A 24,530-nucleotide genomic window follows, 5' to 3' on the forward strand; every position below is an offset into this window, starting at 1 on the left:
TCCGCCTTACGTTTTTTTTCCTGAAGGTGCAGACGCCGTCCGGGCCTCCCACGGCACCAGCCACTGCCCGGCGCTGCGGCGCAGATGATCGGTGAGCCGGGCCAGCAGTTGCCCGCCGTTGCGCCAATGGTGCCAGTACAAAGGCACATCGATGGGGCGCTCCGGGAGGACTTCCACCAGCCGCCCGCTTGCCAGTTGTTCCCTGGCCTGCAGCTCGGGCACCAGGCCCCAGCCCATGCCGGCCTCGGTCAGGCGCAGGAAGCCTTCGGATGAAGGACACAGATGATGCAGGAAACCATCGCTGATGCCTAATGAAGCCAGGTAGCGATGCTGGAGGAAATCATCCGGGCCGAACACGATGGCCGGGGTGCGGGCCAGGCGTTGCGGATCGACGCCCTCGTTGAAATGCCGGGCCATGAAGGCCGGGCTGGCCAGCGCACGATAGCGCATCGCCCCGAGCAGCACGCTGCGTGCCCCGGCCACCGGGCGTTCGCTGGCACACAGGCAACCGGCCACCTCGCCGGCACGCATGCGCTTGAGGCCGACTTCCTGGTCTTCCACCACCAGGTCGAGCAGCACCTGGGTCCGCGCGCAGAAGTCCTCGGCGGCCTCGGCCCACCAGGTCGCCAGGCTGTCGGCGTTGAGCGCAATGCGCAGGCGTTCCGGCAGGCCCTCTTCATCCAGCGCCGGGACCTGGCCTTGCAGATCGCGCTCGAGCAGGCGCACCTGCTGCACATGGTTGAGCAGGCGGCGACCGATTTCCGTGGGCGCCGGGGGAGTGGCACGCACCAGTACCGGCTGTCCGACCCGGGCCTCGAGAAGTTTGATGCGCTGGGAGATCGCCGATTGCGACAAGCCCAGCAGTTGCGCGGCGCGCTCGAAACCGGCCTGTTCGATGACGGCGGCAAGGGCCGAGAGCAGCTTGTAGTCGAACATCAGATTTCCTAATGCGGGATGAAGGTTATTGGTTTTTCTTATAGCCGCAAAGACCGGAGAATTACTAGTCATTGAGGGCCTCATCGCTGGCAAGCCAGCTCCCACAGGTAGTGCATGCACCGCCGACCCTGTGGGAGCTGGCTTGCCAGCGATAGGGCCCTGGAAAGCACTAGAAGATCCGGAGTCATACCCATGTGGCAAAGCTACCTCAACGGCCTCCTCGTCGCCTTCGGCCTGATCATGGCCATCGGTACCCAGAACGCCTTCGTCCTCGCCCAGAGCCTGCGCCGGGAACATCACCTGCCGGTGGCCGCGCTGTGCGTGCTTTGCGATGCGGTGCTGGTCGCCCTCGGCGTGTTCGGCCTGGCGACGGTGCTGGCGCAGAATCCCACCCTGCTTGCCGTTGCCCGCTGGGGTGGCGCCGTGTTCCTGGTCTGGTACGGCAGCAAGGCGCTGATGCGCGCCTGTTCCAGCCAGAGCCTGCAGCAGGGGGACGGCCAGGGCCTGCGCTCGCGCCGTGCCGTACTGCTCAGTGCACTGGCGGTGACCCTGCTCAATCCGCACGTGTACCTCGACACGGTGCTGCTGATCGGCTCCCTCGGCGCCCAGCAGAGCGTGCCCGGCGCCTATGTCGCCGGGGCCGCCAGCGCGTCCCTGCTGTGGTTCTTCACCCTCGCCCTCGGTGCGGCATGGCTGGCCCCGTGGCTGGCGCGACCAGGCACCTGGCGCCTGCTCGACCTGATGGTGGCGGTGATGATGTTCGCCGTGGCGGCACAACTGATCTTCAGCTGAAGGCCACTCATCCGTATGGGCAAAAGGCTCTGGAACCTCTTGTCCATACACTTGTTGCGTGGTTTACCCACGGGCCCGGTGCTATGATCCGGAGCCTGCGTCGCAAAGAGTACAAACTCGCCGATGCATTTTCCGGCCGCCCGTGATCGGCCTTGCGTTCACCGCACCAGACCTGATTAGGAGAATCCACATGGCTTTTGAATTGCCGCCGCTGCCTTACGCCCACGATGCCCTGCAGCCGCACATTTCCAAGGAAACCCTGGAATACCACCACGACAAGCACCACAACACCTACGTCGTGAACCTGAACAACCTGGTCCCAGGTACCGAATTCGAAGGCAAGACCCTGGAAGAAATCGTCAAGACTTCTTCGGGCGGCATCTTCAACAACGCCGCTCAGGTCTGGAACCACACCTTCTACTGGAACTGCCTGGCACCGAACGCCGGTGGCCAACCGACCGGCGCCCTGGCTGAAGCCATCAACGCTGCGTTCGGCTCCTTCGACAAGTTCAAGGAAGAGTTCACCAAGACTTCCGTCGGCACCTTCGGTTCCGGCTGGGGCTGGCTGGTGAAGAAAGCCGACGGCTCCCTGGCCCTGGCCAGCACCATCGGCGCCGGCAACCCGCTGACCAATGGCGATACCCCGCTGCTGACCTGCGACGTCTGGGAACACGCCTACTACATCGACTACCGCAACGTCCGTCCGAAATACGTCGAGGCGTTCTGGAACCTGGTCAACTGGAAGTTCGTCGCCGAGCAGTTCGAAGGCAAGACCTTCACTGCCTGAGTCGCCCGCTTCTGAAAAAAACCCGGCCCGTGCCGGGTTTTTTTTGCGCTCGGGGAAGAGCCGCACGCTTGCTGCCTGAATCAGGCACGCTAACATCAATCCCTTGGGACTCTTCCGACATCCGGTACTCAAGTCGTTCGGGAGCCCGACCGATACAGTGCTGAAGGTCTGCCGGACGAGATGGACCAGGCTGCGGAAAATGCCAGAACGCCACACATTTTCCGTGCAAAAGCCAATAGTGGACTGTCATCATTGATGTCAAAATGATGCCGCGCGCATGGATTAAGGAACTCCCCATTGAAGCTGGAATTCAAGAACAGCTTATCGGTCAAGTTGCTCAGGGTTGTCCTGCTTTCGGCGCTGATCGTCGGAGTGGTGCTCAGCTGTGCGCAGATCGTGTTCGACGCCTACAAGACTCGCCAGGCCGTGGCCAGCGATGCCCAGCGCATCCTCGACATGTTCCGCGACCCGTCGACCCAGGCGGTGTACAGCCTTGACCGGGAAATGGGCATGCAGGTCATCGAGGGGCTGTTCCAGGACCAGGCGGTGCGCATGGCCTCGATCGGCCATCCCAACGAAACCATGCTCGCGGAAAAATCCCGCCCGCTGCAGCAGAACAACACCCGCTGGCTGACCGACCTGATCCTTGGCCAGGAACGCACCTTCACCACCCAACTGGTCGGCCGCGGGCCCTACAGCGAGTATTACGGTGACCTCAACATCACCCTGGATACCGCCAGCTACGGCCAGGGCTTCATCTTCAGCTCGGTGATCATTTTCATTTCCGGCGTGCTGCGGGCCCTGGCCATGGGCCTGGTGCTGTACCTGGTCTATCACTGGCTGCTGACCAAGCCGCTGTCGCGGATCATCGAGCACCTCACCCAGATCAATCCGGACCGCCCCAGCGAGCATCAATTGCCGCTGCTCAAGGGTCACGAAACCAACGAACTGGGGCTATGGATCAACACCCACAACCAATTGCTGTCCTCGATCGAACGCAACACCCATCTGCGCCACGAGGCGGAAAACAGCCTGCTGCGCATGGCCCAGTACGATTTTCTTACCGGCCTGCCCAATCGCCAGCAGCTCCAGCAGCAACTGGACAAGATCCTGGTCGATGCCGGGCGCCTGCAACGCCGGGTCGCGGTGATCTGCGTCGGCCTCGATGACTTCAAGGGCATCAACGAACAGTTCAGCTACCAGGCCGGCGACCAGTTGCTGCTGGCCCTGGCCGACCGCCTGCGCGCCCATAGCGGGCGGCTGGGTGCCCTCGCCCGCCTGGGCGGCGACCAGTTCGCCTTGGTCCAGGCCGATATCGAGCAGCCTTACGAAGCGGCGGAACTGGCCCAGAGCATCCTCGACGACCTGGAGGCCCCCTTCGCCCTCGACCTGCAGGAGATCCGCCTGCGGGCCACCATCGGCATCACCCTGTTCCCGGAAGATGGCGACAGCACCGAGAAGCTGTTGCAGAAAGCCGAACAGACCATGACCCTGGCCAAGTCCCGCTCGCGCAACCGCTACCAGTTCTACATCGCCAGCGTCGACAGCGAGATGCGCCGCCGACGCGAGCTGGAAAAGGACCTGCGCGAAGCCTTGCCGCGCAACCAGCTGTTCCTCGTCTACCAGCCGCAAATCAGCTACCGCGACCAGCGCGTGGTGGGTGTCGAAGCGCTGCTGCGCTGGCAGCACCCGGAACTGGGCATGGTCCCGCCCGACCAGTTCATCCCGCTGGCCGAGCAGAACGGCAATATCGTCGCCATTGGCGAATGGGTACTCGACCAGGCCTGCCGCCAGTTGCGCGAATGGCACGACCAGGGCTTCAGCGAGCTGCGCATGGCGGTCAACCTGTCCACCGTGCAGTTGCACCACAGCGAGCTGCCGCGGGTGGTCAACAACCTGCTGCAGATCTACCGCCTGCCGCCGCGCAGCCTGGAGCTGGAAGTGACCGAGACCGGCCTGATGGAAGACATCAGCACCGCCGCCCAGCATCTGCTGAGCCTGCGCCGTTCCGGTGCACTGATCGCCATCGACGACTTCGGCACCGGCTACTCCTCCCTGAGCTACCTGAAATCCCTGCCCCTGGACAAGATCAAGATCGACAAGAGCTTCGTCCAGGACCTGCTGGAGGACGACGACGACGCCACCATCGTCCGCGCCATCATCCAGCTTGGCAAAAGCCTGGGCATGCAGGTGATCGCCGAGGGCGTGGAAACCGCCGAGCAGGAGGCCTACATCGTTGCCCAGGGCTGCCACGAGGGCCAGGGCTATCACTACAGCAAGCCGCTGCCCGCGCGTGAACTCACGGCATTCCTCAAGCAGGCCCAACGCAGCCAGGTCTCAGTGCTGTAGGACGACATCAAGGTTGTCCGGGTACGACACGCCTGGAATATTTGCGTGATGGCCTCTTTACACAAAATGCAAATCTTTCGCATTATGTCGCAGCTTTTTTTTTCGCGTGCGGCCTTCTGCACGTCTGTTCAACCTTCGATGCAGGAATTCGCCATGATTCGTATGCCTCTGGCTACCGCCAGTCTGTTGGCCATCGCCATCTCCCTCGCCGGTTGCGGCGAGGGCAAGGACAAGGCCGCCGCCCCGCAAGCCCAGGCACCGGCAGCTGCCGCCACCCCGGCTGCTCCGGCCGCCGCCGGCGCGGTCGACGAAGCGGCCGCCCAGGCCGTGGTCAAGCACTACGCCGAGATCGTCTACGCGGTCTACAGCGACTCCCTGAGCACCGCGAAAACCCTGCAGGGCGCCATCGACGCCTTCCTTGCCAAGCCCAACGACGAAACCCTCAAGGCAGCCCGCGAAGCCTGGGTAGCGGCCCGCGTCCCGTACCTGCAGAGCGAGGCGTTCCGCTTCGGCAACACCATCATCGACGACTGGGAAGGCCAGGTGAACGCATGGCCGCTGGACGAAGGCCTGATCGACTACGTCGACAAGAGCTACGAGCACGCCCTGGGCAACCCGGCGGCCAGCGCCAACATCATCGCCAACACCGAGATCCAGGTCGGCGAAGACAAGATCGACGTGAAGGACATCACCCCGGAAAAACTCGCCACCCTGAACGAGCTGGGCGGTTCCGAGGCCAACGTCGCCACGGGCTACCACGCCATCGAATTCCTGCTCTGGGGCCAGGACCTGAACGGCACCGGCCCGGGCGCCGGCAACCGTCCGGCCTCGGACTACCTCGAAGGCCAGGGTGCCACCGGCGGCCACAACGATCGCCGTCGCGCCTACCTCAAGGCCGTCACCGACCTGCTGGTCAGCGACCTGGAGGAAATGGTCAAGAACTGGGCGCCGAACGTCACCGACAACTACCGCGCCAGCCTGGAGGCCGAGCCGGTCGCCAACGGCCTGCGCAAGATGCTGTTCGGCATGGGCAGCCTGTCGCTGGGTGAACTGGCAGGCGAGCGCATGAAGGTGTCCCTGGAAGCCAACTCGCCGGAAGACGAGCACGACTGCTTCAGCGACAACACTCACTATTCGCACTTCTACGACGCCAAGGGCATCCGCAACGTCTACCTGGGCGAGTACACCCGCGTCGATGGCAGCAAGCTGACCGGCCCGAGCCTGTCGTCGCTGGTGGCCAAGGTCGATCCGGCCGCGGACAAGACCCTGCAGGATGACCTGGCCGCAACCGAGGCCAAGATCCAGGTTATCGTCGACCATGCCCTCAAGGGCGAGCACTACGACCAACTGATCGCCGCCGACAATGCCGCCGGCAACCAGATCGTGCGTGACGCCATCGCTTCGCTGGTCAAGCAGACCGGCGCGATCGAACAGGCCGCTGCCAAGCTGGGCATCACCGACCTGAACCCGGATACCGCCGATCACGAATTCTGATCCGGCTCCGGTTTCGAGAAAGGCGACCTTCGGGTCGCCTTTTTTATTGTCCCGGGTTTGTGGTGTGGCTGATGGCCTCATCGCTGGCGAGCCAGCTCCCACAGGTTCTGCATGCACCGCTAACCCTGTGGGAGCTGGCTTGCCAGCGATGAGGCCCTGAAGAACAGCACACCCGCCAGATCCTTGCCCCCAGTCAAAAGTCCCACATAACTGACAACGATTTCATCCGGCAAACGCAAATCCCTCTTATTCACTCCGCCCGCTCCTGTTAAGCTTGCGGGCTGTTTTCGAACACCGTCCGGGATCATTCATGCCCTCGTTGCGTCGCCTGTGTCTGCCCCTGCTGCTGGCCCTGCCCCTGGCCGCCTGCGACGAAGCCCCGCGCTTCACCCAGGCAGAGCCGGGCGAAGCCCGTGCCGGTGGCGATACCACGGTGAACCGCGGCGATCGCGGGGCCTACCAGATGCCCTCGGCCAACCTGACACCCGCTCGCCGCCTGGATTTCAACGTCGGCAACAGCTTCTTCCGCAATCCTTGGGTGATCGCCCCCTCGACCACCACCGCTCGCGACGGCCTTGGCCCGCTGTTCAACACCAATGCCTGCCAGAACTGCCATATCCGCGACGGTCGCGGCCATCCGCCAGAGCCCGGCGACAGCAACGCGGTGTCGATGCTGGTGCGCCTGTCGATCCCCGACCAGCCGGAATACGCCAAGATCATCGAACGCCTGGGCATCGTTCCCGAGCCGGTCTATGGCGGTCAGTTGCAGGACATGGCCATCCCCGGCGTCGCGCCGGAAGGCAAGGTGCGGGTCGAGTACGAGCCGCAGACCGTGACCTTCAAGGACGGTACCCAGGTCGAACTGCGCAAGCCCAGGCTGGCGATCACCCAGCTCGGCTATGGCCCCATGCACCCGGACACCCGTTTCTCCGCGCGCATCGCCCCGCCGATGATCGGCCTCGGCCTGCTCGAAGCCATTCCCGAGGAAGCGATCCTGGCCAACGCCGACCCCGAAGATCGCAACGGCGACGGCATCCGCGGCCGGCCCAACCGGGTCTGGGACGATGCCCGGGGCGAGACCGTGCTCGGACGTTTCGGCTGGAAGGCCGGGCAACCCAACCTCAACCAGCAGAACGTCCACGCGCTGTCTGGCGACATGGGCCTGACCACCACCCTGCGCCCCTTCGACGACTGCACCCCGGCCCAGGCCGATTGCCTGGCCGCGCCCAACGGCAACGGCGCCAATGGCGAGCAGGAAGTCAGCGACAACATTCTGCGGCTGATCCTCTACTACACCCGCAACCTGGCGGTACCGGCACGCAAGGACGTCGATTCGCCCCAGGTGCTGGCCGGCAAGAACCTGTTCTACCAGGCCGGTTGCCAGGGCTGCCACACGCCCAAGTTCGTGACCTCGGCCAATGCCGCCGAGCCGGAGCTGGCCAACCAGACTATCTGGCCCTATAGCGACCTGCTCCTGCACGACATGGGCCCGGGCCTGGCCGACCAGCGCAGCGAGTTCGCCGCCAGCGGCCAGGACTGGCGCACCCCGCCGCTGTGGGGCATCGGCAAGAACCAGCTCGTCAGCGGCCATACCCAGTTCCTTCACGATGGCCGGGCCCGCAATCTGCTTGAAGCCGTGCTCTGGCACGGCGGCGAGGCAGAAGCCGCCCGCCAGCGTGTGTTGTCCTTCGATGCCGGCCAGCGCGAGGCGCTGCTGGCTTTCCTGAATTCACTCTGAGAGAGGAGCCGGACACATGTTCCGTCCCAAGCTGTTGTTCACCAGCCTCGCCGCCCTCGCGCTGGGCGCCTGCTCGCCGCAAGACCCGCAGGCGGTGACCTCCGCCGCCATCGCCAAGCAGGTGATCATGCCGACCTACAGCCGCTGGGTCGAAGCCGACCGCCAGCTGGCCGTCAGCGCCCTGGCCTATTGCGAAGGCAAGGCCAGCCTGGAAACCGCCCGCGCCGATTACCTGCACGCGCAGAAAGCCTGGGCCGAGCTGCAACCCCTGCTGATCGGGCCACTGGCCGAAGGCAACCGCGCCTGGCAAGTGCAGTTCTGGCCGGACAAGAAAAACCTGGTCGGTCGCCAGGTCGAGGCGCTGGTCAGTGGCGACGCGCCGGTGGACGCCGAGACCGTGGCCAAGTCCAGCGTGGTGGTACGCGGCCTGTCCGCCTACGAATACATCCTCTTCGACAGCAAGCCGGACGCCGCCAACCCTGAACAGAAGGCGCGCTATTGCCCGCTGCTGGTGGCCATCGCCGACTACCAGAAGACCATGGCCGAAGACATCCTCAAGAGCTGGAACAGCACCGACGGCATGCTCGCCCAGATGACCAAGTTCCCCAACCAGCGCTACGCCGACTCCCACGAGGCCATCGCCGACCTGCTGCGCGCCCAGGTGACTGCCCTGGATACCCTGAAGAAGAAGCTCGGCACGCCGATGGGCCGCATGAGCAAGGGCATCCCGCAGCCGCTGCAGGCCGAGGCCTGGCGCAGCCAGTCGTCGCTCAAGAGCATCGCCGCCAGCCTGGCCGCGGCCCAGGCCGTCTGGGTCGGTGTCGACAACCAGGGCCTGCGCGGCCTGCTGGGCAAGGACCAGAAAGCCCTGGCCGACAAGATCGACGCCGCCTACGCCGATGCGACGAAGAAGCTCGAGGGCAACCAGCGCACCCTCGACGAACTGCTCCAGGACGATGCCGGACGCCAGCAGCTCAACGCCATCTACGACAGCCTGAACGTGGTGCACCGCCTGCATGAAGGCGAACTGGCCAAGGCGCTGAACATCCAGCTCGGCTTCAATGCCAACGACGGTGACTGATCATGCTGCGACGCCAGGCCCTGAAACTCGGTAGTGTTCTGCTCAGCGCCCTGACCCTGGGCGGCTGGACCCTGCTGCGGCAAAAGGAACAGCCGCCCCTGTTGCTGTCAGCCCGCGATGATGCGGACGGCCAGCATTACGCGGTCGGCTATCGCCTGGACGGCACCCGGGTGTTCGCCACCCGGGTGGCCCAGCGTTGCCACGACATCATCGATCATCCGGAACTGCCCATCGCCCTGTTCGTGGCCCGTCGACCGGGGACCGAAAGCTACCTGATCGACCTGCGCGACGGGCGCCTGCTGCAGACGCTCACCTCGCAGCCCAACCGCCACTTCTACGGTCACGCGGTGATCCACAAGAGTGGCGAATGGCTGTACGCCACGGAGAACGACACCACCGACCCGGGGCGCGGCGTACTCGGCGTGTACCGCTTCGACGGCGAGCGCCTGGTCCACAGCGGCGAACTGTCCACCCATGGCATCGGCCCGCACCAGGTGAGCTGGCTGCCCGACGGGGAAACCCTGGTGGTGGCCAACGGCGGTATCCGCACCGAAGCGGAAAGCCGGGTGGAAATGAACCTCGACGCCATGGAACCCAGCCTGGTACTGATGCGCCGCGACGGCAGCCTGATCAGCAAGGAAACCCTCGGCCAGCAGATGAACAGCGTGCGCCACCTGGCCATCGGCAGCGATGGTACCGTGGTCGCTTGCCAGCAGTTCATGGGCGACGCCCACGAGACCGCCCAGTTGCTGGCGATCAAGCGCCCGGGCCAGCCTTTCGAGGCGTTCCCGGTACCGGAGCACCAGCTGCAATCGATGGCCCAGTACACCGCCAGCGTCGCTGTGCACAGCGAGTTGCGCCTGGTGGCGATGACCGCACCACGGGCCAACCGCCTGTTCATCTGGAACCTCGACGATGCCAGCGTGCGCCTCGATGCGCCGATGCCGGACTGCGCCGGCGTGGGCGCGGTGGCCGACGGCTTCGTGGTCACCTCGGGACAGGGGCGCTGCCGCCTGTACGACTGCCGTCAGGAGACGCTGGTCGGCCAGCCGCTGCAACTGCCATCGGGGCTATGGGACAACCACCTGCACCTGGTGTGAATAGAGGCTGCAGGGCATAGGGCAAACGGACTAAACTTCGCCCACTTGCATCCAGGGAAATGGAACTATGCTGCGCCGTCGCATGCTGATCATGTTGGGCATCGTGCTGCTGATCGTGTTGGTCCTGGGAGGCTATAAAGGCTTCTCGATCTACAAGCAGATCCAGATGTTCTCCGCACCGAAGCCCGCCATCAGCGTGGCGGCCACCGAGGCGCGGGAGCTCGCCTGGCAGAGTCGCCTGCCGGCGGTGGGCAGCCTCAAGGCGCTGCAGGGCGTCGACCTGAGCCTGGAAACCGACGGCACGGTGACCAAGCTTATGTTCGAGTCCGGCCAGCAGGTCAAGCAGGGCCAGCCGCTGCTGGAGCTGGACCAGAAAGCCGAGATCGCCCTGCTCGGCACCGCCCAGGCCGACCTCAAGCTGGCGGAAGTGGACTTCGGCCGCGGCAGCCAGCTGGTCGGCAGCCAGGCCATTTCCAAGGGCGAATTCGATCGCCTCACTTCGCAGTTCCGGCGCAACAAGGCGGTGGTCGAGCAACTCAAGGCGTCCCTGGACAAGAAAAGCATCGCAGCGCCCTTCAGCGGCACCATCGGCATCCGCCAGGTGGATGTCGGCGAGTACCTGCCCAGCGGCACGGTGATCGCCACCCTGCAGGACCTCAGCAGCCTGTACGTGGATTTCTCCATTCCGGAGCAGAGCCTGCCGAAGGTCGGCCTCGACCAGGACGTACTGATCGACGTCGCCGCCTACCCCGGCCAGACCTTCCCCGCGCGAATCAGCGCGATCAATCCCAAGGTCGAGGACGCCACGCGCAACGTGCTGGTCCGCGCCACCCTGGCCAACCCCGACGGCAAGCTGCTGCCGGGGATGTTCGCCAACGTCCAGGTGCTGCTGCCCAACCCGCGCAACCAGGTAGTGGTGCCGCAGAGCGCGGTGACCTACACCCTGTATGGCAATTCGGTGTATGTCGCAGTGCCGAAGAAAAACGAGAACGGCGAGCAGGAGAAGGACGCCCTGATCGCCGAGCGGCGCTTCGTCACCACGGGCGAGCACCGTGACGGCCTGGTGGTGGTGAGCAAGGGCCTGAAGCCCGGCGAGCAGGTGGTCACCGCCGGCCAGCTCAAGCTGACCCAGGGCGCATCGGTCACCATCAGCCCTGACAAGACCCTCGAACAGCCAGGCGCCAACTGACAAGGAGGCACCATGGCCTTTACCGATCCGTTCATCCGCCGCCCGGTGCTGGCCAGCGTGGTCAGCCTGCTGATCGTGCTGCTCGGCTTCCAGGCCTGGAGCAAGCTGCCGATCCGCCAGTATCCGCAGATGGAAAACGCCCTGATCACGGTCACCACCGCCTACCCCGGGGCCAACGCCGAGACCATCCAGGGCTATATCACCCAACCGATGCAACAGAGCCTGGCCAGTGCCGAGGGCATCGACTACATGACCTCGGTGAGCCGGCAGAATTTCTCGGTGATCTCGATCTACGCACGTATCGGCTCGGACAGCGACCGGCTGTTCACCGAACTGCTGGCCAAGGCCAACGAGGTGAAGAACAAGCTGCCCCAGGACGCCGAGGACCCGGTGCTGAGCAAGGAGGCGGCCGACGCCTCGGCGCTGATGTACATCAGCTTCTACAGCAGCGAGCTGAGCAATCCGCAGATCACCGATTACCTGTCGCGGGTCATCCAGCCCAAGCTGGCAACCCTGCCGGGCATGGCCGAAGCCGAGATCCTCGGCAACCAGCTGTTCGCCATGCGCCTGTGGCTCGATCCGGTGCGCCTGGCCGGCTATGGCCTCAGCGCCAGCGACGTGACCGACGCGGTGCGTCGCTACAACTTCCTGTCCGCCGCCGGCGAGGTGAAGGGCGAGTACGTGGTCACCAGCATCAACGCCAACACCGAGCTGAAGTCCGCCGAGGCGTTCGCCAGCATTCCGCTCAAGACCAGCGGCAACAGCCGCGTCCTGCTCGGCGACGTGGCACGGGTGGAAATGGGCGCGGAGAACTACGACACGGTCAGTTCCTTCGACGGCACGCCATCGGTATATATCGGCATCAAGGCCACGCCCGGGGCCAACCCGCTGGACGTGATCAAGGAAGTGCGCAAGCTGATGCCGGAACTCGAGGCCCAACTGCCGCCGAACCTCAAGGCGTCCATCGCCTATGACGCCACCCTGTTCATCCAGGCCTCGATCGACGAGGTGGTGAAGACCCTGGTCGAGGCGGTGCTGATCGTTATCGTCGTGGTGTTCCTGTTCCTCGGGGCCTTGCGCTCGGTGCTGATCCCGGTGATCACCATCCCGCTGTCGATGATCGGCGTGCTGTTCTTCATGCAGTTGATGGGCTACTCGCTGAACCTGCTGACCCTGCTGGCGATGGTGCTGGCCATCGGCCTGGTGGTGGACGATGCGATCGTCGTGGTGGAAAACATCCACCGGCACATCGAGGAAGGCAAGACGCCGTTCGAGGCATCGCTGGAAGGGGCGCGGGAAATCGCCATGCCGGTGGTGTCGATGACCATCACCCTGGCAGCCGTGTATGCGCCGATCGGTTTCCTCGAAGGGCTGACCGGAGCCCTGTTCAAGGAGTTCGCCCTGACCCTGGCCGGAGCGGTGATCATCTCCGGGATCGTCGCCCTCACCCTGTCGCCGATGATGTGCGCCAAGCTGCTGCGCCACGAGGAGAATCCCAGCGGCCTGGCCCATCGCCTGGACCTGATTTTCGAACGACTCAAGCTGCGCTATCAGAAGCTGCTCCACGCCACCCTGGATACCCGGCCGGTGGTGATCGTCTTCGGCATCATCGTGCTCTGCCTGATCCCGGTGTTCCTCAAGTTCAGCACCTCGGAGCTGGCACCGAACGAGGACCAGGGGATCATCTTCATGATGGCCACGGCGCCGCAGCCGGCCAACCTGGATTACCTGAATGCCTACACCGGCGAGTTCACGAAGATCTTCAAGGAGTTCCCGGAGTACTACTCGTCGTTCCAGATCAATGGCTTCAATGGCGTGCAGTCGGGGATCGGCGGCTTCCTGCTCAAGCCGTGGGGCGACCGCAAGCGCACGCAGATGGAGTTGCTGCCCGAGGTGCAGCACAAGCTCGACAGCATCGCCGGGCTACAGATCTTCGGCTTCAACCTGCCGGCGCTGCCGGGCACCGGCGAAGGCCTGCCGTTCGCCTTCGTGATCAACACGCCAAACGACTACGAGTCGCTGCTGGACGTAGCCCAGCGGGTCAAGGAGCGCGCGGAGAAGTCCGGCAAGTTCGCCTTCCTCGACATCGACCTGGCCTTCGACAAGCCGGAAGTGGTGGTGGATATCGACCGGGCCAAGGCCGCGCAGATGGGGGTGTCCATGGATGTGCTGGGCAGTACCCTGGCGACCCTGCTCGGCGAGGCGGAGATCAACCGCTTCACCATCGACGGGCGCAGCTACAAGGTGATCGCCCAGGTCGAGCGGGCCTACCGCGACAACCCGGACTGGCTGAACAGCTACTACGTGAAGAACCAGGACGGGCAGATGCTGCCGCTGTCCACTCTGATCACCGTCAGCGATCGGGCCCGGCCGCGCCAACTCAACCAGTTCCAGCAACTCAACTCGGCGATCATCTCCGGTTTCCCGCTGGTCAACATGGGCGAAGCCTTACAAGAGGTGCGCAGCATCGCCCAGGAAGAGGCGCCGGCCGGCTTCGCCTTCGACTATGCCAGTGCGGCCAGGCAATACGTGCAGGAGGGCAGCGCCCTGTGGGTCACCTTTGGCCTGGCCTTGGCGATCATCTTCCTGGTGCTGGCGGCGCAGTTCGAAAGCTTCCGCGATCCGCTGGTGATCCTGGTGACGGTGCCGATGTCGATCTGCGGGGCGCTGATCCCGCTGTTCCTCGGCCTATCGAGCCTGAATATCTACACCCAGGTGGGGCTGGTGACACTGATCGGGTTGATCAGCAAGCACGGGATCCTGATCGTCGAGTTCGCCAACCAGTTGCGTGAGCACAAGGGACTGTCGGTAAGGGAAGCGATCGAGGAAGCCGCGGCAATTCGCCTGCGCCCGGTGCTGATGACCACGGCGGCGATGGTGTTCGGCATGGTGCCGTTGATCATTGCCACGGGTGCCGGTGCGGTTAGCCGGTTCGATATCGGGATGGTGATCGCCACCGGGATGTCGGTGGGAACGCTGTTTACCCTGTTCGTGTTGCCGTGCGTCTATACGTTGCTGGCGAAGAAGGATGAACCGCGTACGGTCGAGCAGACCGTGTAAACATTGAGGGCCTCATCGCTGGCAAGCCAGCTCCCACAGGTTCAGCACAAATCTTGAGGTCTGCGCAGCACCTGTGGGAGCTGGCTTGCCAGCGATAAGGCCCTAGCCCTTCAGCCCTGAGCGCGAAGCCCCTGGCTCATGCCAAACAGAAACAGCAGCAGGTCATGGTCGGGCTGCACCTGGACCTGCGGTTTCGCCGCCCGTGGCAGCGGACAGTGCGTGGAGGCACTGATCACACCCGGACGAGGCTGCTCCCAAGCGGCGACCGCAACAGTCGCGGTAGCCAGGGCAGCCAGAAGAAACACACTTCGAGCTATTTCTAGTTTCATCACTCTAAACCTTTGACTGCGCTGCCAAACGCCATACGGTAAAAGTAGAGCAGCTTTTCCCAATCGGCGTCGCTGAACGACGAATGGCGGCGCAACTGGCGCAGATCATGGGCGGCGGCGCGGTGCTTGCTGAAGCGCTGCCGACACTTTTCCAGATCCAGCAGTGCCACTTCGGCACGCGCCTCTTTGCCCTCACCCGTCACTTTGACGAAAACATGTTTCGAATAAAGGCAGCCATGCTGCCAACGCCCCGTGTGCATGCGCGCCAGGTTGCGTGCCAGGTCCTCGAGGATGCTGTCGTGCAGTGCTTCGCCATGACGCTCCCGACCACCCTTGGCGTACCAGACGTCGATTTCCTCGAAGCCATCCAGCGCCTCGCTGACCAGCAGCGCCCGCCATTGCCGCTCGGCATCGCGCTCGACGCCGCAATAGACGATCCTGGGTACCCGCACGCCCAACTGCCCGCAACCGGTCAGTGCGGCATATTCGCGCAACACCGTGGGTCGACCGAAGGGATGCAACAGGCTGCGGTAGATATGTCCGACCTGGCGCTTGGCATAGAGCAGGTGTCCGCCGTCGTCACGCAGGCGTTGTACGCCGCTTTCGCCACCACGACGCTGGTTGGGCTCTTCCACCCACTCGCCCTGTTGTTGCCAGAAGTACTTGAATCGGTCATTTCCGGCCTGTCGGCCCGCATCTGTAACATCCATTCAATCAACCCTTTCGTAATACATAAACCCGCCACATGGCATAGAACGGCAGGAAGTCCATTCGTTCCTGGATACGGAAACCTGCCGCCCTGAATTCTTCCTCGACCGTAGCCGCCGGTAACACGAAGCGATTCTGGTAACCCCCGGTCTCACCGCGGGCGATACGCTGTGCTTCGAGCTTTTTCCGGCGCCAGGCCTTGATATTGCCGTCGACCCATAGCGAAAGGATCACGCTATCACGAGTAACCCTTTGAAATTCCTTGAGGATTTTCATCCTGTGAGGTGCTTCACCGATATGGTGGAACAGGCGCATGCAGAAAATGCTGTCGACGGCGTTGTCAGACAAATCGATGTCGAACGCAGAAGTCTGCAAAGGACGTACCCGTTCTACGATATTCGCGGGCTGCGACCGGCAGGCGGTCTCCAGCATGGCCGGCGAATTGTCGGCGCCGATGATCACCCGGTTGGGCTTTTCCGCCAGCAGGGGCCAGAAACGCCCGGCACCGCACGGCAGGTCCAGCACCAGGCCTGGCTCGCCGGCCAGGGTCAGGGCACGCCGGGCCAGTTGCTCATCGCGCTGGTGGGACAGGCGACGGGCCAGGCTGGCCTGGTGCTTTTCGTAGTACTGCTGGGCGTGCTGGCGGTCGTACTTGTTGGAAAACTCGAGCTTGATAGGGCTGGACATGAAGGATCTCCTGACTGCAATGACCGCCACGTTACGAGTGGCGACGTTGCCGTCAGGTCATGTCGTTGTGAAAAAAACGTCAGATCAAAACCGAGGTTTTACAAAGTATTACCGCCATTCCCTTGTCCCTCAGGCATCCGGCGCCACGCCCTTGTCGCCCAGGTTCACATGGAAACGACAGCCATGGGGCTGGGTTTCGCTCAGGGTCACCACCCAGCCCTGGTCATCGCAGATCCGCTGCACCAATGACAGGCCAAGCCCGAGGCCTTCGCCACGCTTCTCTCCGCCACGCACGAACGGCTGGAACATCGCCTCGCGCTGTTCCTCGGGAATGCCCACGCCACTGTCCTCGACGGTAAAGCCATCGGCGTCGAGGGTCAGGCGGATGAAGCCCTCATCGGTGTAATGGGCCGCGTTGCGCAGCAGGTTGCCCATGACCGAATGCAGGAACGTGGCGTTGTACAGCTTCGGCGAAAGGTCGTTGACCACCAGGCTCAGTTTCAGGCCTTTCTGCTCGATGGTGTCGCGCCAGACGCCGATCAGGTCGTCGCCGGCCTCCTTCAGGGTGGTCCGTGACGCCACCTCGCCTTCGTCGCGCTGGGCCCGGGCAAGCATCAGGAAGGTCTTGACCAGCTCCTGCATTTCCTCTGTGGCCCGGGCGATCCGTTCCACCTGGGCGCGAGCGCGGCCATCGATGCCGGGGTACTCCATCAACAGCTCGCAGGAGCTGGCCAGGACCATCAAGGGCGTGCGCAATTCATGGCTGACGTCACTGGTGAACAGCCGCTCGCGGGTCAAGGCGTCGCGCAGGCGCCCGAGCGTGGCGTCGAAGGCAACCGCCAACTGGCCCACTTCGTCTGCCGCATAATCGGGGGCCAGCGGCGGCGCCAGGCCGAGCAACTGGTCGCGATGACGTACCTGACGCGCCAGGCGGATCACCGGCGCCATTACCCGGCGTGCCAGGACCCAGCCGAGGAATACCGCCAGCGCCAGGCTGAGCACGAACCCCACCACCACCACGGCGAACAGCACCCGCTCGCGCTCTTCGAAATCGCTCTGGTCCTGCAGCAGCACATAGCGCCGTCCGTCCACCACCTCGACCATGGCGTGGTAGGACAGGTGTTCGCGGAACACCTCGTGGAAACCGGGATTGAGATGACGAAGGTCCGATGGCAGGGCGAAATCGTCGCGGCCGCCACTGTAGTAGAACAACTGGTCGGGGCGGGGCCGGTGGCTCCATTCGCTGACGCTGTCCATCAGCAGCAGGCGCTGCAGGTCACCGCCGAGCACCGAGGAAATCAGGCGCTCCTCCACCAGGTGCACGGTAGCCACGATACCGAAGGCAAAAGCCCCGGCCACCAGTGCGCTCATCAGCGCAAAGGCAATGATGATCCGCTGCGCGAGGCTTTGCTTAAACTCCATCACGGCCCTCGGCCAGGCGGTAACCGACACCGTGCACGGTATGCAGCAGAGGCTTGTCGAAAGGCTTGTCGATTACCTGGCGCAATTGGTGAACGTGGCTGCGCAGACTGTCGCTGTCCGGGCAGTCGTCGCCCCAGAGGGCATCTTCCAGGACCTCGCGGCGCAGCACGTGGGGGCTTTTCTGCATCAGCACGGCGAGCAGCTTGAGGCCGACCGGGTTGAGCTTGAGCAAGCGGCCCTGACGGGTAACTTCCAGGGTATCCAAGTCGTAGCTCAGGTCGCCCACTTGCAGGCTGCGGCGCCCACCACCCTGGGCCCGGCGCAAAACGGCTTCGATGCGCGCGGCCAGTTCGGACAGGGCGAACGGCTTGAGCAGGTAGTCGTCGGCACCGGAACGGAAGCCCTGCAGGCGGTCGTCCAACTGGTCGCGGGCGGTGAGCATGATCACCGGGGTATCGCGTCGGGCATCCTCGCGCAGGCGCTTGCACAGGGTATAGCCGTCGATGCCGGGCAACATGATATCGAGGACGATCAGGTCGTAGTGCTCGGTGGCGGCCAGGTGCAGGCCGGACAGGCCGTCCTGTGCGCAATCCACGGTGTAGCCCTTGAGCCCCAGGTAATCGGCCAGGTTGGCCAGGATATCGCGGTTGTCTTCAACCAGTAGAATGCGCATGGCGTCCCTCTTCGTCGTGCTGGTGGCCTTCAGTCGGCCCTTCAGGTGGCGCAGCTTACGGTCATAGTAGACAACCCGCTAGGGCATTACGCCTACATTGTCACCTGACGTTTTTTTCACGACGGATTCACGAACGGCCCATGTGCCAGGACGGAGAATCGCGGGTCGTCTCCCCTCCGTCAGGATCACCCATGCCCGCAGCCTACGATTTCCATCCGTCGCGCCCGCTCAATCCGTGGATTGTACTGGGCATCCCCCTGTTGACCGCCGTGATCCTGATTCTTCTGGAAATGACCGACCTGGACATGATCCTGGCCAACCAGTTCTTCGATCACAGCGCCGGCCAGTTCATCGGGCGCCATAGCTACTTCCTGGAAAATATCCTGCATGACCGGGCCAAGCAGGTGGTGATCGGCTTCAGCGTACTGGCCATCATCGGCTTCCTGGCCAGCTTCGCCATGCAGCGGCTGAAGCCGATCCGCCGGGAGCTGGGCTGCCTGGTGCTGACCCTGGGCCTGGCCACCGGATTCGTCACCCCGCTCAAGGCGGTGACTGCCGTACAGTGCCCCTGGAGCCTGAGCGAGTTCGGCGGCAAGGAAACCTACAGCAAGCTGCTTGAAGCGCGCCCCCAGACCGACAAACCCGGCCGTTGCTGGCCAGGTGGGCATGCCGCTACCGGCTTTACCCTGTTTGCCCTGTTCTTCGTATTGCGCGATCGCCGGCCGCGCATGGCCAAGGCTGCACTGGTGTTCGCCTTTGCCCTCGGCACGGTGTTCTCCATCGGGCGCATGCTGCAAGGAGCGCACTTCTTCTCGCACAACGTGTGGACCGCGGTGTTTTGCTGGTTGATCGGACTGGGTTGCTATTACCTGGTGCTGTACCGGCGCAAAGCGCCGGTACCAAGTGCCGAGGCCGCCAAGGTTGCCCAGGCCGGATAAACAACACGCAAGCTTGTGGGAGCTGGCTTGCCAGCGATGAGGCCCGACCGGGCATAAAAAAGCCCCGCATCTAGCGGGGCTCTTTTTTGCAGCAGGGCAAGGCTGGCTTACATCATGCCGCCCATGCCACCCATGCCGCCCATGTCCGGCATGCCGGCAGCAGGCTTGTCTTCAGGCAGGTCGGCAACCATGGCCTCGGTGGTGATCATCAGACCGCCGATCGAAGCAGCAGCTTGCAGCGCCGAACGGGTGACCTTGGCAGGGTCCAGGATACCCATGTCGATCATGTCGCCGTATTCGCCGGTGGCAGCGTTGTAACCGAAGTTGCCGGTACCTTGCTTGACCTTGTCGACTACCACGCTTGGCTCGTCGCCGGCGTTGGCAACGATCTGGCGCAGCGGCGCTTCAACAGCGCGACGCAGCAGGGCGATACCGACGTTCTGGTCTTCGTTGTCGCCACGCAGGTCGGCGATCGCTTGCAGCGAGCGAACCAGGGCAACACCACCGCCAGGCACCACGCCTTCTTCGACGGCTGCACGGGTAGCGTGCAGGGCGTCTTCAACGCGGGCTTTCTTCTCTTTCATCTCGACTTCGGTGCCAGCACCGACCTTGATCACGGCAACACCGCCAGCCAGCTTGGCCAGGCGCTCTTGCAGTTTTTCACGGTCGTAGTCGGACGAGGTTTCTTCGATCTGGGCACGGATCTGCTTGACGCGTGCTTCGATGTCGGACTCTGCACCAGCACCGTCGATGATGGTGGTGTTTTCCTTGGACAGGGTGACGCGCTTGGCGTTGCCCAGGTGCTCCAGGGTAGCGGATTCCAGGCTCAGGCCGATTTCCTCGGAGATTACGGTACCGCCGGTCAGGACGGCGATGTCCTGCAGCATGGCCTTGCGGCGGTCGCCGAAGCCAGGCGCCTTGACCGCAGCAACCTTGACGATGCCGCGCATGTTGTTGACGACCAGGGTCGCCAGCGCTTCGCCTTCGACGTCTTCAGCCACGATCAGCAGCGGACGGCCGGCCTTGGCAACGGCTTCCAGGACTGGCAGCAGTTCGCGGATGTTGGAGATCTTCTTGTCGACCAGCAGCAGCAGCGGGCCGTCCAGCTCGGCAACCATGGTGTCCGGCTTGTTGACGAAGTAAGGGGACAGGTAGCCGCGGTCGAACTGCATGCCTTCGACGACGGACAGTTCGTTTTCCAGGCCCGAGCCTTCTTCGACGGTGATCACGCCTTCTTTACCGACTTTTTCCATGGCTTCGGCGATGATGTCACCGATGGAGTTGTCGGAGTTGGCGGAAATGGTGCCTACCTGGGCGATGGCCTTGGAGTCGGCGCATGGCTTGGACAGGGCCTTCAGTTCCTTGACGATGGCCAGGGTGGCCTTGTCGATGCCGCGCTTGAGGTCCATCGGGTTCATGCCGGCGGCAACCGATTTCAGACCTTCGCTGACGATGGCCTGGGCCAGTACGGTAGCGGTGGTGGTACCGTCACCGGCTTCGTCGTTGGCCTTGGAGGCAACGTCTTTCAGCAGCTGGGCGCCCATGTTTTCGAACGCGTCTTTCAGCTCGATCTCTTTGGCAACGGATACGCCGTCCTTGGTGATGGTCGGAGCACCGAAGCTCTTGGCCAGGACCACGTTGCGGCCTTTCGGGCCCAGGGTCGCTTTCACTGCGTCAGCCAGAACGTTGACACCAACGAGCATTTTCTTGCGGGCGGAATCGCCGAATTTTACGTCTTTAGCAGCCATGATCGTTTAATCCTTGAATACTTTTCGAGTAACGGGAAACCAGCGGAATCAACCTTCGACAACGGCGAGGATTTCGTTCTCGCTCATTACCAGCAGGTCTTCGCCGTCAACTTTCACAGTGTTGCTGCCCGAGTAAGGGCCGAAAACGACTTTGTCACCCACTTTCACGGCCAGCGCGCGCACTTCACCGTTGTCCAGGATGCGACCGGTGCCAACGGCGACTACTTCGCCACGATTGGGCTTTTCAGCGGCCGAGCCTGGCAGAACGATACCGCCAGCGGTTTTCGATTCTTCTTCGCTGCGGCGGATAACGACGCGGTCATGCAGAGGACGAAGCTTCATTGTCGATCTCTCCTGATTGTGGTTTTCATCGGCCGGTCCATGACCGGCGGGTGGTTGCTTCCGGCGTTGCCGGTGGTGGCTCGCGGGGGCGGGCCACGCTCGTGTTTGTCTGGTGCGAAATGCCCAGAAACCTTGCGGTGACCCATACATAGGGGCGCCCAAGGGGATTACAAGCCTCGCCCATGAATTTTTTTGCAATGAACACCACGAAATGAAAAACGGCCCTTGGAAGGGCCGTTTTCAGGGAGGGGCGTGATTCAGGAATCGCGGTGTTCGTACTCACCCTCGATCACATTCGGCTGCCGCGGATTACGCCCCTGGGCACCGGGCTGGTTGTTCATGTACTCATCGGCGAACGCGCGCTGGCGCATGGCCTGCGCCTCGGCGCGCTCGCGCAGCTTGCGCCCGAGCAGGCGACGCACGAACGGCAGCAGCAGCACCAGGCCAAACACATCGCTGATAAAGCCGGGAATCAGCAGCAGACCGCCGCCCAGCGCCAGCATCAGGCCATGGAACATGTCCTCGGCGGGCATTTCGCCGCGCTGCAGGCTGTCACGGGTACGCAACGCGGTGGCCAGGCCGGCCACCCGCACCACCAGGATACCCAGGGCGGAGCCGGCGAAGATCAGCAGCAGCGCCGGGAAGAAGCCGATGGAGCTGCTCACCTTGAAAAAGACGTACAGCTCCAGGATCGGGAAAACGAGAAACAACAGTAGAAAGGCACGCATCGAGGTTTCCTCAGCGGAAGACATCTTCCAATAGACCCCAGATGGTAACTTTAGCTCGTAATTTCAAGCCTCGGCCGTCTGCGACTGCGGCCATTTCTCGGCGTGGGCCAGCAAGACCAGGGCTTCACGGACTTGTGTCGGCGTGTTGCAAGGCTCCGGGAATGCCAGCCAGTACAGCGCTTGGCCGATGCGCAGGTGCATGCCTTCACTGTCTATCCCGGCCAGTTGCGCCGGTACCGAATCCGGCAGGCCGCTGAGGGCGACGTAATGGGCGATCGCCTTGGCGTGATCGCTGTTCATGTGTTCCACCATGCCCGCCTCGGCCTTGCCGGCGAAAGGGTTGGCCAGAGTCAGTTGGTCGATCCAGTGGATGGCGCCGAAGCCGCCTATATAACGATGGCGCACCGGCTGCAGCACCCAGAAATCGAAATCATGGGCGCTGTGGTAGTTGCGCGATTCGGGGAAGTACCGGTAGTAGCGCTCGGCTGCGGCTTCGATGGCCTCGGCCTGTTCCAGCTTGCGCGCCTCGGCCAGTACGGTCAGGCGACCGACCGCCTGGACATCCTCGGCCCCGCGCTCGCCCACCAGCAGCGAACACTTCGGGTCCTTCTGCAGGTTATGGGTGTGCTGGGCGATACGGCTGATCAGTATCAGCGGGTTACCCCCGGCATCCAGGCAGTACGGCACCACGGAACCGAACGGAAAGCCGGGCATGGACTTGGAATGGGTCGAGAGCACCCCGCGGTACTCCTTCAACAGCAATTCTCGGGCGGGCCTGGCTACGTTGGCGCTCACGTCTGCACTCCTGGAAACTAACCGCCCGGCACGGGCGGCGACCACGACAAGCTAATCATTATCGTTGCCGATGCCAAGGGCCCCGCCTCCCGGCTGCGGTTACCAGGTCACGCCGAAACCGGCGGTATAGCGGGTCTTGTCCAGATCGCTGTCGCGGGTGCCGCTGATGATGTCCTTCCCGGCCTTGAGATTGAGCGACGCCCATTCGGTGACCTTGTAGCGCAGGCCCAGCTCTGCATCCAGGCTGTAGTCGGCGACATTGCCCAGCGGCTTGCCGACTTCGCCATTGGTGAAGAGCTCGACGCTCTTGCCGATCAGGAAGCGGTTGTAGTTCCACTTCATGCCGATCGAGTAGAAATTGTCCTTGCCGCCGTCGGCGTACTCGTAATCGGTGCGGTTGAGCAGCGAGCCGAGGGAGAAGGCGCCCAGCTCGTCGTCCCAGAACTGGTAGCCAGGGCCAGTACCCACGGTGCGCTGGCGAGCCAGGTCCTCGATGTGGTCGCGCTTGTATTCCAGGCGCCCCTGCCAGAACCACTGGTCGGTGATGAAGCGGTCGAGCGCGTATTCGGCGCTCCAGTTGTTGGTGGTAGTGACGTCGTCCTTGCTGTCGCGGTTGTATTCGCCTTCGGCATTGTGCCGCCAGCGCCCGTGACGAGCGGTAGTCTTGAAGTCAACGTCGTAGTCATCGGTATCGGTTTCAGCGCGCTTGTAGTCCAGGGCCAGGTCTACGTTGCCCTTCCAGATCAGGTCCTCGACCACCGGCTTGGGCTTCATGATCTGCTGGATACTGGCCAGTTCCACGGTTTTTGGCGCTTCACCGTTGGCCAGGGTGACCTGGCCCTCCTCGGCAGCGTGCAGCGACTTGGCCCGCTCACCGTTGTATTCGTCCTGCTTGACCAGCAGTTCCTGGTCGCTCTCCAGGGTCTTGACCTGCTTCCAGTCCAGCGCGATGGAGCCGCCGTAGGGTGTTTCCAGCAGCAGCTTGCCGCCATCGAACACCTTGATCTTGCCGCTCAGGCGGTCGCCGTTCTTCATCCACACGGTATCGGCGAGAGTCGGCGTACAGGCGCCAACCAGTGCAAGGCACAACAGGGTTCTAGAATACATAGGCAATACTGGAATTCAGGTTCGCGAAAAAAGTCGGGCATTATCCGGATGCCCAGGCCCAGAGCAAGGAAAGACCCACCCAATGCCAATGAGTTCAATTACCAGGTATGCCCGCGTGTGTTTCACCAGACGGAAACCACGCGAATGAGTTCTGCACTCGACATGACCCAGGAAAGTGCCGAAGGCCGACGAACGGCCCTCTACCTGGTGCTCGACCAGATCCCGCCGGGCAAGGTGGTGAGCTATGGCGAACTGGCCGAAATGGCCGGCCTGGGCCGCGCCGCGCGCTGGGTCGGACGCACGCTCAGCCAGTTGCCGGCCGACACGCGCCTGCCCTGGCACCGGGTACTGGGCGCCGGCGGTCGCCTCAGCCTCGAACAAGGAACGCCCTCGGGCGATGAACAACGAGCGCGGCTGCGCGCCGAAGGGGTCAGCATGCACAACAATCGTGTCAATATGTCACGGCATGGCTGGCGTCCGATGGATCACAACAGTTAGAGTGCGCGCTTTGTGTTCGTAATCTTGAG

Annotated in this window: 22 protein-coding genes; 11 read left to right on the top strand and 11 right to left on the bottom strand. The window is 63.4% G+C overall.

The features are described from left to right. Positions 1–6: 6 nt before the first annotated feature. Positions 7–936, bottom strand: coding sequence for a LysR family transcriptional regulator ArgP (locus tag N7650_RS10465; protein ID WP_279898110.1), 930 nt, complete (start codon positions 934–936; stop codon positions 7–9). Between the two features lie 192 nt (positions 937–1,128). Between N7650_RS10465 and N7650_RS10470 the strand changes: the two genes are divergently transcribed. From N7650_RS10470 to N7650_RS10510, 9 genes are all read left to right on the top strand, one after another. Continuing rightward, positions 1,129–1,728 carry a LysE/ArgO family amino acid transporter gene (locus tag N7650_RS10470; protein ID WP_009394732.1) on the top strand — a complete coding sequence of 200 codons (600 nt, stop codon included), beginning with the start codon at positions 1,129–1,131 and terminating at the stop codon, positions 1,726–1,728. Positions 1,729–1,918: 190 nt separating this feature from the next. Then, positions 1,919–2,515 (top strand): Fe-Mn family superoxide dismutase, encoded by a 597-nt coding sequence (locus tag N7650_RS10475; protein ID WP_009394731.1) that lies wholly within the window; start codon positions 1,919–1,921, stop codon positions 2,513–2,515. 297 nt (positions 2,516–2,812) lie between these two features. Further along, complete coding sequence (locus tag N7650_RS10480) at positions 2,813–4,864, top strand: bifunctional diguanylate cyclase/phosphodiesterase (RefSeq protein WP_009394730.1); 2,052 nt, start codon at positions 2,813–2,815, stop codon at positions 4,862–4,864. A gap of 153 nt (positions 4,865–5,017) precedes the next feature. After that, positions 5,018–6,358, top strand: coding sequence for an imelysin family protein (locus N7650_RS10485; protein WP_009394729.1), 1,341 nt, complete (start codon positions 5,018–5,020; stop codon positions 6,356–6,358). 310 nt (positions 6,359–6,668) lie between these two features. Then, positions 6,669–8,096, top strand: coding sequence for a di-heme oxidoredictase family protein (locus tag N7650_RS10490; protein ID WP_279898111.1), 1,428 nt, complete (start codon positions 6,669–6,671; stop codon positions 8,094–8,096). Positions 8,097–8,112: 16 nt separating this feature from the next. Next, positions 8,113–9,177 (top strand): imelysin family protein, encoded by a 1,065-nt coding sequence (locus N7650_RS10495; protein WP_009394726.1) that lies wholly within the window; start codon positions 8,113–8,115, stop codon positions 9,175–9,177. A 2-nt stretch (positions 9,178–9,179) separates the two neighbouring features. Then, complete coding sequence (locus tag N7650_RS10500) at positions 9,180–10,277, top strand: DUF1513 domain-containing protein (RefSeq protein ID WP_009394725.1); 1,098 nt, start codon at positions 9,180–9,182, stop codon at positions 10,275–10,277. A 67-nt stretch (positions 10,278–10,344) separates the two neighbouring features. After that, entirely contained in the window at positions 10,345–11,466 is a 1,122-nt protein-coding gene (locus N7650_RS10505; RefSeq protein ID WP_279898112.1) for an efflux RND transporter periplasmic adaptor subunit, read from the top strand. A 12-nt stretch (positions 11,467–11,478) separates the two neighbouring features. Further along, on the top strand, positions 11,479–14,526 hold the full coding sequence (locus tag N7650_RS10510) for a multidrug efflux RND transporter permease subunit (protein ID WP_279898113.1): 3,048 nt from the start codon (positions 11,479–11,481) through the stop codon (positions 14,524–14,526). A 110-nt stretch (positions 14,527–14,636) separates the two neighbouring features. Here the strand turns inward: N7650_RS10510 and N7650_RS10515 are convergent, their stop codons facing one another. The 5 genes from N7650_RS10515 to colR all read right to left on the bottom strand — a co-directional run bounded on the left by N7650_RS10515 (position 14,637) and on the right by colR (position 18,345). Continuing rightward, positions 14,637–14,855, bottom strand: a complete 219-nt coding sequence (locus N7650_RS10515) for a hypothetical protein (protein ID WP_009394722.1) — start codon at positions 14,853–14,855, stop codon at positions 14,637–14,639. Then, positions 14,855–15,565, bottom strand: a complete 711-nt coding sequence (locus N7650_RS10520; RefSeq protein ID WP_009394721.1) for a lipopolysaccharide kinase InaA family protein — start codon at positions 15,563–15,565, stop codon at positions 14,855–14,857. The genes N7650_RS10515 and N7650_RS10520 overlap by 1 nt, the downstream gene beginning before the upstream one ends. Before the next feature lie 4 nt (positions 15,566–15,569). Then, entirely contained in the window at positions 15,570–16,250 is a 681-nt protein-coding gene (locus tag N7650_RS10525) for a class I SAM-dependent methyltransferase (RefSeq protein WP_279898114.1), read from the bottom strand. 129 nt (positions 16,251–16,379) lie between these two features. Further along, positions 16,380–17,672 carry a HAMP domain-containing sensor histidine kinase gene (locus N7650_RS10530; RefSeq protein ID WP_279898115.1) on the bottom strand — a complete coding sequence of 431 codons (1,293 nt, stop codon included), beginning with the start codon at positions 17,670–17,672 and terminating at the stop codon, positions 16,380–16,382. Then, on the bottom strand, positions 17,662–18,345 hold the full coding sequence (gene colR / locus N7650_RS10535; protein ID WP_009395556.1) for a two-component system response regulator ColR: 684 nt from the start codon (positions 18,343–18,345) through the stop codon (positions 17,662–17,664). Before colR ends, N7650_RS10530 begins: the two co-directional genes overlap by 11 nt. Before the next feature lie 191 nt (positions 18,346–18,536). On the opposite strand from colR, the gene N7650_RS10540 reads away from it, so the two are divergent. Beyond that, positions 18,537–19,283, top strand: a complete 747-nt coding sequence (locus N7650_RS10540; protein ID WP_064303862.1) for a phosphatase PAP2 family protein — start codon at positions 18,537–18,539, stop codon at positions 19,281–19,283. Between the two features lie 107 nt (positions 19,284–19,390). Here N7650_RS10540 and groL read toward each other — a convergent pair whose 3' ends face one another. From groL to N7650_RS10565, 5 genes are all read right to left on the bottom strand, one after another. After that, positions 19,391–21,031, bottom strand: coding sequence for a chaperonin GroEL (gene groL / locus N7650_RS10545; RefSeq protein WP_009395552.1), 1,641 nt, complete (start codon positions 21,029–21,031; stop codon positions 19,391–19,393). Between the two features lie 48 nt (positions 21,032–21,079). Continuing rightward, the gene (locus tag N7650_RS10550) at positions 21,080–21,373 is read right to left on the bottom strand and encodes a co-chaperone GroES (protein WP_009395550.1); all 294 of its coding nucleotides are present in this window, start codon (positions 21,371–21,373) and stop codon (positions 21,080–21,082) included. Between the two features lie 257 nt (positions 21,374–21,630). Next, entirely contained in the window at positions 21,631–22,101 is a 471-nt protein-coding gene (locus N7650_RS10555) for an FxsA family protein (protein ID WP_009395548.1), read from the bottom strand. Between the two features lie 63 nt (positions 22,102–22,164). Beyond that, on the bottom strand, positions 22,165–22,896 hold the full coding sequence (locus tag N7650_RS10560) for a HugZ family protein (protein ID WP_279898116.1): 732 nt from the start codon (positions 22,894–22,896) through the stop codon (positions 22,165–22,167). Positions 22,897–22,995: 99 nt separating this feature from the next. Next, complete coding sequence (locus N7650_RS10565) at positions 22,996–24,003, bottom strand: DUF481 domain-containing protein (protein ID WP_279898117.1); 1,008 nt, start codon at positions 24,001–24,003, stop codon at positions 22,996–22,998. A 144-nt stretch (positions 24,004–24,147) separates the two neighbouring features. On the opposite strand from N7650_RS10565, the gene N7650_RS10570 reads away from it, so the two are divergent. Further along, entirely contained in the window at positions 24,148–24,501 is a 354-nt protein-coding gene (locus N7650_RS10570; RefSeq protein ID WP_009395545.1) for an MGMT family protein, read from the top strand. The last annotated feature ends 29 nt before the right edge of the window (positions 24,502–24,530 follow it).

Source organism: Pseudomonas sp. GD04058 (assembly GCF_029836855.1).
GTDB classification, from domain to species: Bacteria; Pseudomonadota; Gammaproteobacteria; order Pseudomonadales; family Pseudomonadaceae; genus Aquipseudomonas; species Aquipseudomonas bharatica.

Excerpts from the sequence above, each read along its gene's own strand:
- N7650_RS10465 (WP_279898110.1), bottom strand. The coding sequence starts at position 936 with ATGTTCGACTACAAGCTGCTCTCGGCCCTTGCCGCCGTCATCGAACAG.
- N7650_RS10470 (WP_009394732.1), top strand. The coding sequence starts at position 1,129 with ATGTGGCAAAGCTACCTCAACGGCCTCCTCGTCGCCTTCGGCCTGATC.
- N7650_RS10475 (WP_009394731.1), top strand. The coding sequence starts at position 1,919 with ATGGCTTTTGAATTGCCGCCGCTGCCTTACGCCCACGATGCCCTGCAG.
- N7650_RS10485 (WP_009394729.1), top strand. The coding sequence starts at position 5,018 with ATGATTCGTATGCCTCTGGCTACCGCCAGTCTGTTGGCCATCGCCATC.
- N7650_RS10490 (WP_279898111.1), top strand. The coding sequence starts at position 6,669 with ATGCCCTCGTTGCGTCGCCTGTGTCTGCCCCTGCTGCTGGCCCTGCCC.
- N7650_RS10495 (WP_009394726.1), top strand. The coding sequence starts at position 8,113 with ATGTTCCGTCCCAAGCTGTTGTTCACCAGCCTCGCCGCCCTCGCGCTG.
- N7650_RS10500 (WP_009394725.1), top strand. The coding sequence starts at position 9,180 with ATGCTGCGACGCCAGGCCCTGAAACTCGGTAGTGTTCTGCTCAGCGCC.
- N7650_RS10505 (WP_279898112.1), top strand. The coding sequence starts at position 10,345 with ATGCTGCGCCGTCGCATGCTGATCATGTTGGGCATCGTGCTGCTGATC.
- N7650_RS10510 (WP_279898113.1), top strand. The coding sequence starts at position 11,479 with ATGGCCTTTACCGATCCGTTCATCCGCCGCCCGGTGCTGGCCAGCGTG.
- N7650_RS10515 (WP_009394722.1), bottom strand. The coding sequence starts at position 14,855 with ATGAAACTAGAAATAGCTCGAAGTGTGTTTCTTCTGGCTGCCCTGGCT.
- N7650_RS10520 (WP_009394721.1), bottom strand. The coding sequence starts at position 15,565 with ATGGATGTTACAGATGCGGGCCGACAGGCCGGAAATGACCGATTCAAG.
- N7650_RS10525 (WP_279898114.1), bottom strand. The coding sequence starts at position 16,250 with ATGTCCAGCCCTATCAAGCTCGAGTTTTCCAACAAGTACGACCGCCAG.
- N7650_RS10530 (WP_279898115.1), bottom strand. The coding sequence starts at position 17,672 with ATGGAGTTTAAGCAAAGCCTCGCGCAGCGGATCATCATTGCCTTTGCG.
- colR (WP_009395556.1), bottom strand. The coding sequence starts at position 18,345 with ATGCGCATTCTACTGGTTGAAGACAACCGCGATATCCTGGCCAACCTG.
- N7650_RS10540 (WP_064303862.1), top strand. The coding sequence starts at position 18,537 with ATGCCCGCAGCCTACGATTTCCATCCGTCGCGCCCGCTCAATCCGTGG.
- groL (WP_009395552.1), bottom strand. The coding sequence starts at position 21,031 with ATGGCTGCTAAAGACGTAAAATTCGGCGATTCCGCCCGCAAGAAAATG.
- N7650_RS10550 (WP_009395550.1), bottom strand. The coding sequence starts at position 21,373 with ATGAAGCTTCGTCCTCTGCATGACCGCGTCGTTATCCGCCGCAGCGAA.
- N7650_RS10555 (WP_009395548.1), bottom strand. The coding sequence starts at position 22,101 with ATGCGTGCCTTTCTACTGTTGTTTCTCGTTTTCCCGATCCTGGAGCTG.
- N7650_RS10565 (WP_279898117.1), bottom strand. The coding sequence starts at position 24,003 with ATGTATTCTAGAACCCTGTTGTGCCTTGCACTGGTTGGCGCCTGTACG.
- N7650_RS10570 (WP_009395545.1), top strand. The coding sequence starts at position 24,148 with ATGAGTTCTGCACTCGACATGACCCAGGAAAGTGCCGAAGGCCGACGA.